Source organism: Rathayibacter sp. VKM Ac-2804 (genome assembly GCF_009866655.1).
Taxonomy (GTDB): domain Bacteria; phylum Actinomycetota; class Actinomycetes; order Actinomycetales; family Microbacteriaceae; genus Rathayibacter.
The window spans coordinates 2,242,839-2,257,322 of the sequence record NZ_CP047420.1 but is presented as its reverse complement, the minus strand read 5'-3'; the positions used below and the strand labels follow the sequence as shown (position 1 = coordinate 2,257,322).

Genomic DNA, 14,484 nt, shown 5'->3' with positions numbered 1-14,484 from the left:
GCGGGATGTCACGAATCACGCGCTCCGGCGCTCCCGCGCGCCTCGGCGCCACCGCCAGCACGGCCACCGCCGCCGCCCTCCTCGTCCTCCTCGCCGGCTGCTCCTCCCCCGCCGCCACCGACTCCGGCAGCGACGCCGAGGAGATCGAGACGGCCGCCGCGACCGGCGACACGATCACCGGCGACGGCTACTCCTACTCCGTTCCCGAGGGCTGGGGCGCCCCCGACGCCGACCCCGCGACGATGGGCGCGGACACCCTCGCCGCCGACCTCACCGACACCGACGGCTTCGCCGACAACGTCAACGTCGTGCTCAGCCCGGCCGGCGAGGTCTCCGCCGAGCAGGTCGAGGACGCCGGGGTCACCGAGCTCGAGGGCGCGGGCGCCACCGACGTCGAGGCGAACGACCGCGTCGTCGTCGCCGGTGCCGAGTCCGCGCACCTCAGCGCGAACCTGACCGCGTCGGGGGCGACCTACGCCGTCGAGCAGTACTACGTCACCGACGAGGGCCAGACCTATGTCGTCACCTTCTCGTTCAGCCCCACCGTGGACGACGACCAGCGCGAGGCCGTCGCCGAGTCGGTCCTCGCCTCCTGGGCCTGGGCCTGATCCGGCTCTGATCCGGCCCTGATCCGGTGAGGCCCCCCTGCTCCGGCCGCCGCCTCAGCCGCGCGGCCGGAGCAGGAAGTCGACGTGCCCGAGGACGGACGCGGCGACCAGGGGCCGGCGCCCGACGACGGGCAGGACGATCGTCCCGAGGATCGAGAGGCCCAGCTCGTCGACGGGGGTGTCGGCCGGGAGCTGCCCGGCCTCGACGGCCTTCGCGAACCGGTCCGAGAGCGTCTGGTCGACGCCGAAGGCACGGCCCAGGCGCTCCCCCACGGCGGCGTCCTCCGCTCCGGCGGCGATCAGCGAGCGGATCAGCGACGCGCCCGTCTCCGTGCCGGCGAGCTCCAGGATCGGCGCGAGCCAGACCCCGAGGTCGCGGCGCAGATCGCCGGTGTCGGGCGGCTCGACCTCGATCGCGACCAGCCGGCCCTCGATCATGCAGTCCGCGATCAGCGCACCGCGCGAGGGCCACCAGCGGTAGACGGTCTGCTTGGAGACCCCGGCGTCCTTCGCGATGCCCTCCATCGTGAGGTGATCCCAGCCCTGCTGCACGAACAGCCGCGCGGTCGCCTCGAGGACCGACTCCCGGGCCGCGGCGCTGCGGACCGGTCCGCTCCGATGCTCCGTCATGCGTCGAGCGTACAGCGACGCTAGACGAGACGTCGCGTATGATCTAGCGACCGCCGCCGCCCGACGCCGGGCCCCCCTCTCGATCGGACTCCTCCTTGGCCTCCCTGCTCTTCCGTCTGGGCACCTTCGCCGCTCGTCGCGCGTGGGCGGTGATCGTCGCCTGGGTCGTGATCCTCGGCGTCGGCGTCGGCGCCTTCCTCGCGGTCGGCGGCTCGCTGACCAACAGCTTCGACATCCCCGGCACCGCGTCCGGCGCCGTCACCGACCAGCTGGCCGAGAAGCTGCCCGACACCGCCGGCGGCACCGGCACCGTCGTCTACCGGAGCGCCGACGGCTCGGCACTCTCCGCCGAGCAGGAGTCGGCGATCTCGGCGCTGGCCGCCTCGGCCGCCGATCTCGAGGGCGTCGCCGCGGTCGTCGATCCCTTCGCCGCGCGCCAGTCGCAGCTCGACGGCGCGCAGCAGCTCGCCGACGGCCGGGCGCAGCTCCAGGCCGGTCAGGAGCAGCTCGACGCCGGGCAGGCGCAGCTCGACGCGGGACAGGCCCAGCTCACCGCAGGCCAGCAGCAGCTGACCGCGGTCCGCGAGCAGGCGGTCGCCGCCGGTGCTCCGGAGCAGCAGCTCGCCGCCCTCGACGCCCAGCAGGCGCAGCTCGACGCGCAGCAGGCCGAGCTCACCGCGCAGCAGTCCGCGCTCGACGCCTCGCGCACCGAGCTCGAGGCCGGCGCCGCACCGCTCGACCAGGGCGAGGAGCTGCTCGCGCTCGCCGACGGCATCGGCGTCGTCTCGGCGGACGGCTCGACCGCCATCGTCAACGTCTCCTTCACCGAGCCGCGCCTGGAGCTGCCGGAGGAGGTCAAGCAGGGCGTCATCGACCACTTCGAGTCCGCCCCGGTCGCCGGCGCCGACGTCAGCTTCGCGACCGATCTCGCGCAGGGCGTCCCGCAGATCTTCGGCGTCGGCGAGGCGGTCGGCCTCGTCTTCGCCGGCGTCGTCCTGATCGTGATGCTCGGCTCGCTCGTCGCGGCCGCGCTCCCGATCGTCACCGCGCTCGTCGGCGTCGGCGTGGGCGTCACCGCCTCGCTCTCCTTCTCCGGCGTCATCGACATGGCCTCGGTGACCCCGGTGCTCGGCGTGATGCTCGGTCTCGCGGTCGGGATCGACTACTCCCTCTTCATCGTCAACCGGCACCGCAAGCAGCTGCTCTCGGGCGTCGAGGTGCGGGAGTCGATCGGCCTCGCCAACGGCACCTCCGGCACCGCCGTCGTCTTCGCCGGCTCGACCGTCGTGGTCGCGCTGCTCGCCCTCAACGTCACCGGCATCCCGTTCCTCGGCCTGATGGGCACGGTCGGCGCGGTCTGCGTCGCGGTCGCCGTGCTGATCGCGGTCACGCTCGCCCCGGCGATCCTCGGCCTGCTCGGCACCCGGCTCCTGCGTCGCAAGGCCCGCTCGGCCGTCGTGCACCACGCGGCGGCGAAGACGGTCGCGCCGATGTCGACCCTGCGCGCGGTCCTCACCGTCGTCGGCACCGTCGCCGTGCTCCTCGTCATCGCGATCCCCGCGCTCTCGATGCGCCTCGGTCTGCCCGACGGTGCGAGCGAGCCCGAGGGCTCCACGAGCGCCCGCACCTTCGAGATCGTCGGTGACGAGTTCGGCGCCGGAGCGAACGGCCCGCTGCTCGTGACCGCGACGGTCCCCGGCGGGGTCGCCGACGACGCGCTCCTCGCCACCCAGGTCGACGTCGCCCGCACGATCGCCGAGCAGGACGATGTCGTCGCCGTGGCGCCCGTCGCCGCCTCCGACGACGGCACCCTGCTCGCCTTCCAGGTGCTGCCGACCGACGGCCCGAACAGCGCCTCGACCGAGGCCCTCGTGCAGGACCTCCGCGCCCTGCCGCCGGTGGCCGACGACATCGTCCTCGGCGTCGCCGGCCAGGCGGCGACCAACATCGACATCTCCGAGGGGCTGAACGATGTCCTGCCGACCTACCTGGCGGTCGTCGTCGGGCTCTCGCTGCTGATCATGATCCTGGTGTTCCGCTCGCTCCTCGTGCCGCTGATCGCGACGGGCGGCTTCATCCTGTCGCTGTTCGCGACCTACGGGCTGATCGTCGCGGTCTTCCAGTTCGGCTGGGGCGCCGACCTGATCGGGCTGCACTCGACCGGGCCGATCCTGAGCTTCCTGCCGGTGATCCTGGTCGGGATCCTCTTCGGGCTGGCGATGGACTACCAGCTCTTCCTCGCCTCGGGGATGCGCGAGGCCTACGTGCACGGGGCGAGCGCGCGGCTCGCCGTCGCGCAGGGCTTCCAGGCCGGGAAGGCGGTCGTGATCGCCGCTGCCCTGATCATGGTCGCGGTCTTCGGCGGCTTCATCTTCTCGGAGTCGACCATCATCCGCTCGATGGGCTTCGGCCTCGCGTTCGGAGTCCTGCTGGACGCGTTCGTCGTCCGGATGCTGCTGATGCCGGCGCTGATGCACCTGCTCGGCCGCTCCGCCTGGTGGCTCCCCCGCTGGCTCGACCGCCTCCTCCCGGACGTCGACCTGGAGGGCGCCGCGCTCGAGCGGACGCACCCGCACCCGCAGTCCTGAGCGTCCCGGCTACATTGGCGGGATGACTGCCGCTCCGGACTCCCGCGCCTGGCGGCGGTCGCCCGCCACGCCCGACCAGCGCCGCGCCGACGCCGCCACCGCCGCCGTCCTCTTCGGCGCCGCCGTGCTCTCGCTGGTGCTGGGCCGCGCGATCGGGCTGTTCACCGATCCCGCGTCGCCCGCGCTCAGCGCCGCTGTGCTGGCCGTCGTCATCCTGCCGCTCGCGTTCCGCCGGGTGGCGCCCGTGCCCGTCCTCGCGGTCATCGGGGCCGCGTTCCTGCTGGTCGGCGAGCTGAGGGTGCCCGAGCTCACGATCAGCAACATCGCCCTGTTCATGGCCCTCTACAGCGTCGGCGCGTGGGAGCCGAACCGGACGCGGGCGGGCTGGGCACGCGGCGTGCTCGTCGCCGTGATGGCGGTCTGGCTGCTGGTCACGTTCTTCCGCGCGAGCACGCAGGACCTCGACTTCGACGGTGCCGGGATCGGCGCGCTCACCCCGGTCGCGGCGTACATGCTCCAGCAGATCCTGATCAACGTCCTCTACTTCGCCGGCGCCTGGTGGTTCGGAGACCACGCCTGGGCCTCCGCCCGCCAGCGCGCCCTGACCGACCTGCGCACCCGCCAGCTCGAGGAGGAGCAGTCCACCGTCGCCCGCCAGGCCATCACGATCGAGCGGCTGCGGATCGCGCGCGAGCTGCACGACGCGGTCGCCCACCACGTCTCGCTGATGGGCGTGCAGGCCGGAGCGGCGCGGATGCTCGTCGACGCCGATCCGGCGAAGGCGCACGAGCAGCTCCAGGCGCTCGAGGGCACGTCCCGCGCGGCGGTCGGCGAGCTCTACCAGCTGCTCGGCACGCTGCGCGACGAGGAGTCCGTGCTCGACCCGGTCACCGCCTCGCTCGACCTGGGCGCGCTGCCGGCGCTGATCGCGGACGCGGAGGCCTCGGGGCTGCGCGTCTCGCTCGAGGTGGTCGGCGAGCCCGTCGACCTCCCCGCGCTGGTCGGGCTGAACCTCTACCGGATCGCCCAGGAGTCGCTCACCAACGTCCTCAAGCACGCCGGACCCGGCACCCGCGCGCGCGTGCACCTGCGCTACGAGGGCGACTCCGTCGAGCTCGAGGTCGCCGACGACGGACTCGGGCGCCCCGGCCCGCGCCGGCAGGGCGGCGGCCTCGGCCTGCTCGGGATGCGCGAGCGCGCGGCGACCCTCGACGGCGTCCTCGAGACGGGGCCGCGGGCCGGCTCCGGCTGGGTCGTGCGCGTCGCCGTGCCGCTCGCGGTGCGGGCGTGAGCGGCGGTCCGGGCGTGCGCGTCGTCCTCGTCGACGACCACGCGCTGATGCGCCAGGGCATCCGCACGATCCTCTCGCTGCAGGCCGGCATCGAGGTGGTCGGCGAGGCCTCCAGCGGCGAGGAGGCCGTCGAGGTCGTCGCGCGCACCCGCCCGGACGTCGTCTGCATGGACGTCGAGATGCCCGGGATCGGCGGGCTCGAGGCGACCCGGCGGATCCTCGCCGAGCCGGACGCGACCGTGCAAGTGCTCGTGCTGACCACGTTCGAGCGCGAGGACTACCTCGTCGCGGCGCTCGAGGCGGGCGCGAGCGGCTTCCTGCTGAAGAACTCGCCGCCGGAGCGCCTCGTCGCCGGAGTCCGCGCGATCGCGGCGGGCGACGCCCTGCTCGCGCCCGAGCTGACCCGGGCGGTGATCGAGCGCGCCGTCGCCCGCGAGCGCGACCGGTCGTCCGCGCCGTTCCCGGCGCCGCCGCCCTCGGCGGCCCCCGACACGCTGACCGCCCGCGAGCTCGAGGTGCTCCGCCTGCTCGCCCAGGGGCTCTCCAACGACGAGATCGCCGAGCTCCTCGCCGTCGGGCGGGCGACGGTGAAGACCCACGTCTCGAACGTGCTCGCCAAGCTGTCCCTCCGCGACCGCGTGCAGGCCGTCGCCTTCGCCTACCGCTCCGGCCTGGTCGACCCGCGGCGGGCCCCGGAGGCTCCCGCGTCCTGAGCGATCCCGCCAGAGACCGCTCACCGCGCCACCGATTGCGGAGCGTCGGAGGGGAGGCGGGAGACTCCCGGCGACGAGCCGCACGCCGGAGGATCGGGGTCCCACCGGGGACGCGCACCGGCGCAGGAGGAGAGACGATGACCCAGGGCACGCACGGACAGGGAGCGGACTCGCCGGCACCGGGGCTCCAGCGACGGACCGCCCTGGCGGGTGCGTGGACGATCCCCGTGATCGCGGCGGCCGTCTCGGCCCCCGGGGCCGCAGCGTCCGCCCCGCCGTCCGCGGAGGGGCCCTTCGTCGGCGTGGTGCTCACCCGGAGTGCCGAGGCGATCGACGAGTTCGTCGTCGAGGTCCGCGTGGCGCGGACCGGGCCCGCCGGCTCCCCCGTCGTCCTCCCCCTCGAGGCGCGGATCGACATCACGACCGACCACGACGTCGACGTCTGGTCGGGAGGGATCGTCGCCGACGGTCCCCGGGCCGGCCGCCTCGTGATCCCTCCCGGCTCCTACCGGAACGTGGGGAGCATCGCCCTGGAGGACACCGCGACCCTGCAGCTGGGGTCGGCCGCCTCCGGGCTGTCCTCGACGTTCAGCCCTCTCCCGAAGGGACTGGTCACCGTCACGGCCACCGTGACCCGCGGTCCGGTCTACACCGGCACCGACGGCCGCGGCTACGGCGCGATCGGCCTGGCGTCGCGGACGATCCGCTTCTCCCTCTGACCCCGCCTGCGTCCGCGCGCGCCTCCTCCGCCCCGAGGTGGAGGCCGCCGTTCAGTCCCGCGCCGGAGGTGCCGGAGACGCGCCCTCCCTAGCGTGGAGGGGTCAGTCGGATCCGAGGAGGTCGCATGCTCAGCGTGCAGAACATCAGTCGCAGCTTCGGCGCCCATCGCGCCGTCGACGACGTCAGCTTCGATGTCGGGCGGGGCCGGCTCACCGGCTTCGTCGGCGGGAACGGCGCCGGGAAGACCACGACGATGCGGATGATCCTCGGCGTCCTGCGCCCGGACTCCGGCGAGGTCCTCCTCGACGGCACGCCGGTCGGCCAGGCGGCGCTGCACGGCTTCGGCTACATGCCCGAGGAGCGCGGCCTCTATCCGAAGATGGAGATCGGCGAGCAGCTCGCCTACCTGGCCCGGCTGCACGGCATCGACAAGGCCACCGCCGTCCAGCGTGCCGACGACCTGCTCGAGCGCCTCGGCCTGATCGAGCGCCGACGCGACAAGCTCGAGGCGCTCTCGCTGGGCAATCAGCAGCGCGTGCAGGTGGCCGCGGCCCTCGTGCACGACCCGGACGTGCTGATCATGGACGAGCCGTTCTCCGGACTCGACCCGCTCGCGGTCGACGAGGTGGTCACGGTGATCGCCGAGCACGCCGCACGCGGCATCCCGGTGCTGTTCTCCTCGCACCAGCTCGACGTGGTCGAGCGGCTCTGCGACGACCTGGTGATCATCGCCGGCGGCCAGGTGAAGGCCGCGGGCGAGCGCGAGGCGCTGCGCGAGCAGTACTCCGGCGACCGGTGGTCGCTCGAGATCGACGGCGACGCGGGCTGGGTCCGCGGCGTCCCCGGCGTCGAAGTGGAGGAGCTGGCCGGCACGTCGGTGCTCTTCCACGCCGACCCGCGAGCCGCCGACGCCGTGCTCCGCGCCGCCGTCGAGCGCGGCACCGTGTCGTCGTTCCGGCCCGTGCGGCCGACCCTCGGAGAGATCTTCCGGGACATCGTGGTGAGCGCGCCCGCGGGCGCCGAGAAGGAGACGGAGGCGGTCCGATGACGACGAGCAGCACGAGGAGCACCGGCACCGGCGCGCAGGACGGCCGGCTGAGCACCTGGGGCGCGACGCTCCTGGTCGCGGAGCGCGAGATCCTCTCCCAGGTGCGGTCGAAGGCGTTCCTCATCTCGACGGTCATCACGCTCGTGCTGGTGATCGGCGGGATCGTGCTCTCGAACGTGCTCGGCAGCCGCACCGCCGACGCGACTCCGGTCGCGGTCGTCGGCTCCGCGGGCTCCTCGGTGGTCCCCGCCGACACCCTCGACGTCACCGAGGTCGCCACGGCGGCGGAGGCGGAGGAGCTGGTGCGCTCCGGCGACGTCGACGCGGCGCTCGTCCCCAGCGATGACGCGCTCGGCTTCGCGGTCCTCGCCCTCGACGAGGCACCGGAGGGACTGGTCGCGGCCCTCTCGGCGAGCCCCGCCGTCGAGCTCCTCGAGCCCTCCGAGACGCCGTCGGGTCTTCGCACGCTGATCGGCCTGGCGTTCGGCCTGGTGTTCATGCTCGCCGTGCTCGGCTCGGGCGCGACGATCATGCAGAACACCGTGCAGGAGAAGCAGTCCCGCATCGTCGAGATCCTGCTCGCCGCGGTGCCCGCCCGGGCGCTGCTGGCCGGCAAGATCCTCGGCAACTCGGTGATCGGCGTCGGCACGGCCGCCGCGATCGCCGCCGCGTCCGCCCTCGGGCTCGCGATCACCGGCCAGACCGAGCTGCTCGACCTGCTGTCGGCCCCGCTGATCTGGTTCGTCGTCTTCTTCGTCTTCGGCTTCGTCCTGGTCGCGAGCGTCTTCGCGGCCGGCGCGGCGCTCGTCTCCCGGCAGGAGGACACCGGCTCGGTGATGACCCCCGCGATGATGCTCGTGATGGTGCCGTACTTCGGCGTCGTGCTCTTCGGCGACAACCCGCTGGTGATGACGATCCTGTCCTACGTGCCCTTCAGCGCTCCGGTCGCGATGCCGGTGCGGCTGTTCTTCGGCGAGGCCGAGTGGTGGGAGCCGCTGCTCTCCCTCGGCCTCCTCGTCGTCGCCACCGCCGCCGTGATGGCCGTCGCCAGCCGGATCTACACCAACTCCCTGCTGCGCATGGGCTCCCGCGTCCGCCTCCGCGACGCCCTGACGCCCAGCTGACGCCGACCTGTCGCTGCCAGATCGACGGGATCGTGCCACCGATTCGGCGGCGTCGGCCCCCGGACCGGAGACTTCGGACTTCCAGCGGAGGATCGGTGCACGTCTCCCGCCTGTCACGAGCACCGGCGCGATCAGGGAGAGACGATGTCGGACGCTCGACGGGACCATGCACGCTTCGATCAGGGGGACGGCGCCGAGCGGGGGGTGACGCGCCGGACCGCCGTGGCGGCGGTCGCGTGGACCACCCCCGTGGTCTCGGCCGCCGTGGCAGCGCCGGGCGCGGCCTCCTCCGCACCGGTGCCGGTGGATCAGGGACCGTACGTCGGGCTCATCCTCATCCCCCGCCGTGCGGGCGAGTTCCGGATCGACCTGAGGGTCGCCAGGAGCGGACCGGCCGGGTCTCCCGTCGTGCTCGCCGACGAGGCGAGGGTGGACATCGCGTCGGAGCACGACGTCGAGACCTGGGCCGCGGGGATCGTCGTCGACGGCCCGCGGGCCGGGCATCTCCTGCTCCCGGCCGGGTCCTACCCCTCGGCCGGGTCGTACACCGGCAAGGACGGGGTGACCCTCCAGGTGGCGAGGATCGTGGGGAGCGGGTACTCCAGCTTCACCTCGCAACCCAAGGGACGGTTCGCTGTGACGGCCACCGTGACGCGAGGTCGCGTCCACCCGGGCGCCGATCCGAAGGCGCAGACGGCGCTCGGCTTCGGGACGCAGACCCTCAGCCTCGTGGCCTGACCGGACGACCTCGTGCCAGGTCTGCTGCATCGCGCCACGGATTCGGCGGATCAGAACCGGAGGCCGAGGATGGCGGGATCGTCCGGCATCAGCGGCTCGATGCATCGCGAGGAGCCGCCCGACCACAGGGAGGTCTCTCGTGTCCGACAGTCGTCCCGACGTACCCGGAGTCACCCGCCGGGCCGCGATGGCGATGGCGTGGTCGGCGCCCGTCATCGCCACGGCGGTCGGCGCGCCCGCAGCCGCCGCATCCGCCCCGCGACCACTCGAGGTCGGGCCGTACGTCGGCCTCTTCCTGGACTCCCTGTCGTCGGGGAACTTCGTCCTCGAGCTCCGGGCAGCGCACAGCGGACCGCCCGGAGCACCCGTCGAGCTCCTCAGCGACGCCCGGATGGACGTCACCGCCGAGCACGACGTCGGGCACTGGTCGGAGTGGCTCGTCGTCGACCGGCCACGCTGCGCCCACCTCGTGATCCCGGCCGGGAGCTCGCCGAGCCGCGGCATGTACACGGACCGGGAAGGACGCCTGATGCAGGTGGCGCCCCTCGGACCGGGACGGATGTTCTGCGCACTGACGCCGCTTCCCCCCGGCCGCTTCCGTGTCACAGCGACCGTGACGCGAGGCCCTGTCTCCCCCGAGACGACGGGTGAGGCCCCCGCGTTCCTCGGCCTTCCGACCCGCACGGTCCTCGTCGACGTCTGAGAGCTGCGGGCGCGGGTCTCGATGCGCGCCTGGGCTGCTCGACCGTCCTGCAGCGCGCGCTACCAGCCCTCGGGGCCCGCGCTCCCGGCCTCGTACTCGTCGAGGGGGGTGCCGCCCTCGGCCCAGTGCGAGAGCACCGGGGTGACGATGCGCCAGCACTGCTCGGCGACGGCGCCCGGGACCGACAGCAGGGTGTCGCCCTGGAGGATCCCCGCGAGCACCTGCGCGTAGGGGTCGAGCGTGGCCGCGCCGGGCTGCGCCTCCAGGGTGGTGCGCTCGACGTCGGTCAGGTCGTCGGCGCTGTTGACGAGCAGGTCGAGGCTCACGTCGCCGCCCTTGAGCGACATCCGCAGGACCGTGCCGGACGCGTCGTCGCCGGAGCGCAGGCCCCGCGGCGGCGTCGCGGCGCGGAAGTGCACGGCGACCTCGTGGCGCGGGTCGCCGACGGCCTTGCCGGAGCGCAGCACGAACGGCACGCCGGCCCAGCGGGGGGTGTCCACCTGGAGCAGCAGCTGCGCGAGAGTCTCGGTGCCGGCCTCGGGGTCGACGTCGGGCTCGTCGACGTAGGAGGGGAAGAAGCGGCCGTCCACCCGGCCCTCGGTGTAGCGGGCGCGCCGGGCGGTGGCGGGGTCGTCGCGCCAGAGGCGGACGGCGCCGAGCGCCTCGGCCATCCGCTCGTGCACATGCTCGGGCGAGACCTCCTCCGGGCGCTCCATCGTCGTCAGCGCGAGTACCATCAGCAGGTGGCTCTGCAGCATGTCGCGCAGGGCGCCGGTGCCGTCGTAGAAGGCGGCGCGGCCCTCGATCCCGAGGGTCTCGTCGTAGACGATCTCGATCTTCTCGATCTGCTCGGCGCTCCAGCTCGCCTCCAGCAGGCGGTTGCCGAAGCGCATGCCCAGCATGCCCATCACGGTGGCGTTGCCGAGGAAGTGGTCGATGCGCCAAAGGCGGTCCTCGGAGATCACCGGAGCGAAGGCGGCGTTCAGCGCGATCGCGTCGTCGAGGTCCTCGCCGAACGGCTTCTCGATCGCGACGACCAGGTCCTCCGGGAGCTCGAGCTTCGAGAGCGAGTCGGCGACCCTGTGCCCCATCGCCGGCGGCAGCGCGACGTAGAGCACGGGCGTGGACGGGCAGGCGTCGAGCAGGGCCTTCAGCTGGTCCGGGTCGGAGGCGTCGGTGGCGACGAAGCGGGCGCGCGAGGCGAGGTCGTCGACGGTGTGCGCGGCGATGCCGGCGGACTCGAGGCTGCGGCGGACGAGGCCCTGCCACTCGTCGTCGGTCTGCGGGGTGCGCGCGGCGCCGATCAGGGTCAGCTCGGAGTCGCGGGCGAGCTCGGCGACGCGGCCCAGGCCCGGCAGGAGCAGCCGCTCGGTGAGGTCGCCCCCCGCGCCGAGGATCGCGATGGTGCGCCGGGTGCTCTCGAGGGCGGTGGCCTCGGGGATGCCGATCGGGTCGGTCATGGTGTCTCCTCCTGTGCGTCGGGGTGGCTGTGCTCGGGGTGCGTCGTCACGGTATCCGACCGCTCCTGCTCCCCCGCCGAGAGGGCCGGCACCCGTACCGTCGGCCCTCACGCCTCGGGGATCGTGCGCTCGAACAGCGCCGGCCGCTCCACGTCGGGGTCGGGGCCGCTGCGGACGCCGGTGTCGAGCTCGTCGATCCGGGTCAGCTCGTCGTCGCTCAGCTCGAAGTCGAAGACGTCGATGTTCGCGGCGATCCGCTCGGGGTTCGTCGACTTGGGGATCGCGGAGCGGCCCTGCTGCAGGTGCCAGCGGAGCATCACCTGCGCCGGGCTCTTGCCGTGCTCGGTCGCGATCGCGCCGATCGTCGCGTCGTCCATCACGCTGCGGCGCTCGTCGCCCCAGCCGGGGTAGAAGGTGATCCCGCCGATCGGCGACCAGGCCTGGGTGAGGATCCCGCGCTCCGCGTCCTCGCGGCGCACATCCGGCTGGCTGAAGTAGGGGTGAAGCTCGACCTGGTTGACGGCGGGGATCACGTCGACCTCGGCGAGGAGCCGCGCGAGGTGCGCCGGCGTGAAGTTGCTGACGCCGATCGCGCGCACCCCGCCGTCGGCGAGGAGCTTCTCGAGCGCCCGGTACGCGGCGATCGTGCTGTCGAAGCGGGAGGGGACGGGCTGGTGCAGGATCAGCAGGTCGAGCTGCTCGACGCCGAGCTTGCCGGTCGCCTTCTCGAACGCGTGCAGCGTCTCGTCGTAGCCGTAGTCGGTGACCCAGATCTTCGTCTCGACGAACACCTCCGAGCGGTCCAGGCCCGAGCGGCGGATCCCCTCGCCGACCTCGCGCTCGTTGCCGTAGGCGGCGGCGGTGTCGATGTGGCGGTAGCCGGCCTCGAGGGCGGACAGCACGGCGGCCGTCGTCTCCTCGGGCGCGCTCTGGAAGACGCCGAGCCCGAGAGCGGGAAGGGTGACGCCGTTGTTGAGGGTGAGCTGCTGAGTCATCCCTCCACGCTAGAACGCGAGCGCGGCCGCTGGGAGGGGTTGGCAGTACCCGTCGGGACGGGCACCGCGGCAGGACGTCACGTCGTCGCGGCCCGCGCCTTCCGGGCGCGCCGCTCGCGCCGGTCGCTGCGGGCGACGCTGACCACCATCGCGATCGAGAGGCCGATGAGGACGTACTCGACGAGCGCGGTGGTGGTGTCGCCGCCGAGGCCGGGAGTGGCGGACTGGTCGTCGCCGCCCTGCTGCAGGAAGCGGGCGAAGTCGCCCAGGCCGTGCAGCACGATCGGCACCCAGAGCGTTCCGGTCGCCCGCAGCGCGCCGTAGAAGATCGCGCCGTCCATCGCGAGGAAGGCGACGGCCAGCGCGGTCGCCGGCAGCGGGACGCCGTTGAGCAGGTAGCCCGCGGTGTGCGCGAGGCCGAAGGCGATCGAGGTGATCAGCAGCGCGGCGAGCTCGCCGTGGTGGCCGAGGACCGCGACGCGGAAGAGGCCGCGGAAGTACAGCTCCTCGCCGGCGCCGATCAGGAGGCAGCCGACCAGGAAGACCAGCACCATCGGCAGCTCCCGCTCCGCCCAGGGCACGGCGAGCAGGAGCAGGACGGTCTGCACGACGAGGACGACGGGGATCGCCAGCAGCCACCAGCGCCGCCGCTCGGTGAACGGCGACGGGGCGGTCCACGCCTCGTGGAGCCAGCCGGCGCGCCGCAGGAACAGCACACCGAGGGCGATGAGGACCCCGACGGGGAGCCAGGTGCCGATGACGAAGTCGAGGGTCTCGTCGCCGCCCGCGAGCGGATCGAGCAGCGTGCCGACGCCGGCGGCGATGAGCACGTAGAGCACGGCGGCCGCGACGCCCACGGCGATGACGCGCGGGACCGGGCGGCGCTCGGCGCTCATGCCGTCGCTCCCTGCTCGAGGGCGCTGCGCCGCCGGCGCCGCTCGCTCACGACGAGCACGAGCAGCAGGATCAGTCCCGTCGCGATGACGAGGTAGGTGCTGAACGCGGGCAGGAGCCCGGCGATCGTCCCCGCCGGGTGCTCGGCGTGCAGGAGCAGCGTCGGATCGGTGGAGGCGTGCAGCAGGATCGGCCCGAGCAGGCTGCCGGTCGCCCGGAGCGCCAGGTACATCACGATGCCGAAGCCGAAGGTGTAGACGACCTGGAGCGCGGTGACGGCGACGCCCTGGTCGCTCGTGAACACGTTGCCGATGTGCAGCGCGGCGAAGATCCCCGCCGAGGCCAGGGCGACCCGGATCTCGCCGTGGCCGCGCTTGCGCATCAGGTTCACGACGAATCCGCGGGTGAGCGTCTCCTCGGCGAAGCCGACGAACAGCCCGGTCAGCAGCCAGGAGGCGACGAGTGCTCCCCCGGCATCGGCGTAGTCGATGTCGAGCAGCGCCGAGACGTTGATCGCGAGGATCACGCCGGTGCCGATCCACATCCAGCCGCGGCCGCGGATCGTCTGCGTCGCGAAGAGCTCGCGCAGCCACCCCAGCGAGAGCGCGAAGAGCACCAGCAGCACGCTCGCGAGGAGGATCGGCAGGCCGATCGAGAAGAAGACGTCGGTCGCGGAGCCCTCCTCGCCGTGGAGCGCGCTGCCGGTGTCGCCGACCACGAAGCCGAGCAGGTAGCCGATCAGCTCGTAGAGGCCGTAGTAGACGGCAGCGAGCAGGAGGGCTCGCCGGAACCCGCCGCGCTCCCAGAACCGCCGCCACGCCGTCCATGCGCGCCGTCCGTCGCGCTGCTCGTCGCGCTGTCCGTCGAACCGTCCGTTCATGACTCCCCCGAGTCGGCCCCCCGCAGAACCGTCACCCCTCACGCTAGCCCCTCGACGGAACCGCAGCGGTGTGAGGGGATGGAGCCGGTGCC

14 protein-coding genes are annotated in these 14,484 nt (G+C 73.4%); 9 read left to right on the top strand and 5 right to left on the bottom strand.

Annotation, left to right across the window (positions count from 1 at the left end):
• Positions 1-5 precede the first annotated feature (5 nt).
• Positions 6-608 (top strand): hypothetical protein, encoded by a 603-nt coding sequence (locus GTU73_RS10620; protein WP_160089281.1) that lies wholly within the window; start codon positions 6-8, stop codon positions 606-608.
• Positions 609-662: 54 nt separating this feature from the next.
• Here the strand turns inward: GTU73_RS10620 and GTU73_RS10615 are convergent, their stop codons facing one another.
• Positions 663-1,238, bottom strand: a complete 576-nt coding sequence (locus tag GTU73_RS10615) for a TetR/AcrR family transcriptional regulator (protein ID WP_160089279.1) — start codon at positions 1,236-1,238, stop codon at positions 663-665.
• 95 nt (positions 1,239-1,333) lie between these two features.
• Here GTU73_RS10615 and GTU73_RS10610 point away from each other — a divergent pair, with 95 nt between their 5' ends.
• The 8 genes from GTU73_RS10610 (at position 1,334) to GTU73_RS10575 (ending at position 10,163) form a co-directional block, all read left to right on the top strand.
• Positions 1,334-3,826 (top strand): MMPL family transporter, encoded by a 2,493-nt coding sequence (locus GTU73_RS10610; protein WP_160089277.1) that lies wholly within the window; start codon positions 1,334-1,336, stop codon positions 3,824-3,826.
• 22 nt (positions 3,827-3,848) lie between these two features.
• On the top strand, positions 3,849-5,117 hold the full coding sequence (locus tag GTU73_RS10605; protein ID WP_160089275.1) for a histidine kinase: 1,269 nt from the start codon (positions 3,849-3,851) through the stop codon (positions 5,115-5,117).
• Positions 5,114-5,830, top strand: a complete 717-nt coding sequence (locus GTU73_RS10600; RefSeq protein ID WP_279630793.1) for a response regulator transcription factor — start codon at positions 5,114-5,116, stop codon at positions 5,828-5,830. The genes GTU73_RS10605 and GTU73_RS10600 overlap by 4 nt, the downstream gene beginning before the upstream one ends.
• A 137-nt stretch (positions 5,831-5,967) precedes the next feature.
• Positions 5,968-6,549: a hypothetical protein gene (locus GTU73_RS10595; protein WP_160089273.1), complete on the top strand. Its 582-nt coding sequence runs from the start codon at positions 5,968-5,970 to the stop codon at positions 6,547-6,549.
• Between the two features lie 125 nt (positions 6,550-6,674).
• Complete coding sequence (locus GTU73_RS10590; RefSeq protein ID WP_160089271.1) at positions 6,675-7,598, top strand: ATP-binding cassette domain-containing protein; 924 nt, start codon at positions 6,675-6,677, stop codon at positions 7,596-7,598.
• Positions 7,595-8,722, top strand: coding sequence for an ABC transporter permease (locus tag GTU73_RS10585; protein ID WP_160089269.1), 1,128 nt, complete (start codon positions 7,595-7,597; stop codon positions 8,720-8,722). The genes GTU73_RS10590 and GTU73_RS10585 overlap by 4 nt, the downstream gene beginning before the upstream one ends.
• A 204-nt stretch (positions 8,723-8,926) precedes the next feature.
• The gene (locus tag GTU73_RS10580; RefSeq protein WP_160089267.1) at positions 8,927-9,460 is read left to right on the top strand and encodes a hypothetical protein; all 534 of its coding nucleotides are present in this window, start codon (positions 8,927-8,929) and stop codon (positions 9,458-9,460) included.
• A 139-nt stretch (positions 9,461-9,599) separates the two neighbouring features.
• Positions 9,600-10,163: a hypothetical protein gene (locus tag GTU73_RS10575; RefSeq protein ID WP_160089265.1), complete on the top strand. Its 564-nt coding sequence runs from the start codon at positions 9,600-9,602 to the stop codon at positions 10,161-10,163.
• Positions 10,164-10,222: 59 nt separating this feature from the next.
• Here GTU73_RS10575 and GTU73_RS10570 read toward each other — a convergent pair whose 3' ends face one another.
• From GTU73_RS10570 to GTU73_RS10555, 4 genes are all read right to left on the bottom strand, one after another.
• A complete protein-coding gene (locus GTU73_RS10570) occupies positions 10,223-11,623 on the bottom strand; it encodes a glucose-6-phosphate dehydrogenase (RefSeq protein WP_208543656.1) in 1,401 nt (466 codons plus the stop codon).
• Positions 11,624-11,730: 107 nt separating this feature from the next.
• Positions 11,731-12,618: an aldo/keto reductase gene (locus GTU73_RS10565; RefSeq protein WP_160089263.1), complete on the bottom strand. Its 888-nt coding sequence runs from the start codon at positions 12,616-12,618 to the stop codon at positions 11,731-11,733.
• Between the two features lie 77 nt (positions 12,619-12,695).
• Positions 12,696-13,514, bottom strand: coding sequence for a CPBP family intramembrane glutamic endopeptidase (locus GTU73_RS10560; protein ID WP_160089261.1), 819 nt, complete (start codon positions 13,512-13,514; stop codon positions 12,696-12,698).
• Positions 13,511-14,392 carry a CPBP family intramembrane glutamic endopeptidase gene (locus GTU73_RS10555; RefSeq protein ID WP_160089259.1) on the bottom strand — a complete coding sequence of 294 codons (882 nt, stop codon included), beginning with the start codon at positions 14,390-14,392 and terminating at the stop codon, positions 13,511-13,513. The genes GTU73_RS10560 and GTU73_RS10555 overlap by 4 nt, the downstream gene beginning before the upstream one ends.
• Between the last annotated feature and the right edge of the window lie 92 nt (positions 14,393-14,484).

Coding starts and splice junctions, on each gene's coding strand:
- GTU73_RS10620 (WP_160089281.1), top strand. CDS start 6: ATGTCACGAATCACGCGCTCCGGCGCTCCCGCGCGCCTCGGCGCCACC.
- GTU73_RS10615 (WP_160089279.1), bottom strand. CDS start 1,238: ATGACGGAGCATCGGAGCGGACCGGTCCGCAGCGCCGCGGCCCGGGAG.
- GTU73_RS10605 (WP_160089275.1), top strand. CDS start 3,849: ATGACTGCCGCTCCGGACTCCCGCGCCTGGCGGCGGTCGCCCGCCACG.
- GTU73_RS10595 (WP_160089273.1), top strand. CDS start 5,968: ATGACCCAGGGCACGCACGGACAGGGAGCGGACTCGCCGGCACCGGGG.
- GTU73_RS10590 (WP_160089271.1), top strand. CDS start 6,675: ATGCTCAGCGTGCAGAACATCAGTCGCAGCTTCGGCGCCCATCGCGCC.
- GTU73_RS10585 (WP_160089269.1), top strand. CDS start 7,595: ATGACGACGAGCAGCACGAGGAGCACCGGCACCGGCGCGCAGGACGGC.
- GTU73_RS10570 (WP_208543656.1), bottom strand. CDS start 11,623: ATGACCGACCCGATCGGCATCCCCGAGGCCACCGCCCTCGAGAGCACC.
- GTU73_RS10565 (WP_160089263.1), bottom strand. CDS start 12,618: ATGACTCAGCAGCTCACCCTCAACAACGGCGTCACCCTTCCCGCTCTC.
- GTU73_RS10560 (WP_160089261.1), bottom strand. CDS start 13,514: ATGAGCGCCGAGCGCCGCCCGGTCCCGCGCGTCATCGCCGTGGGCGTC.
- GTU73_RS10555 (WP_160089259.1), bottom strand. CDS start 14,392: ATGAACGGACGGTTCGACGGACAGCGCGACGAGCAGCGCGACGGACGG.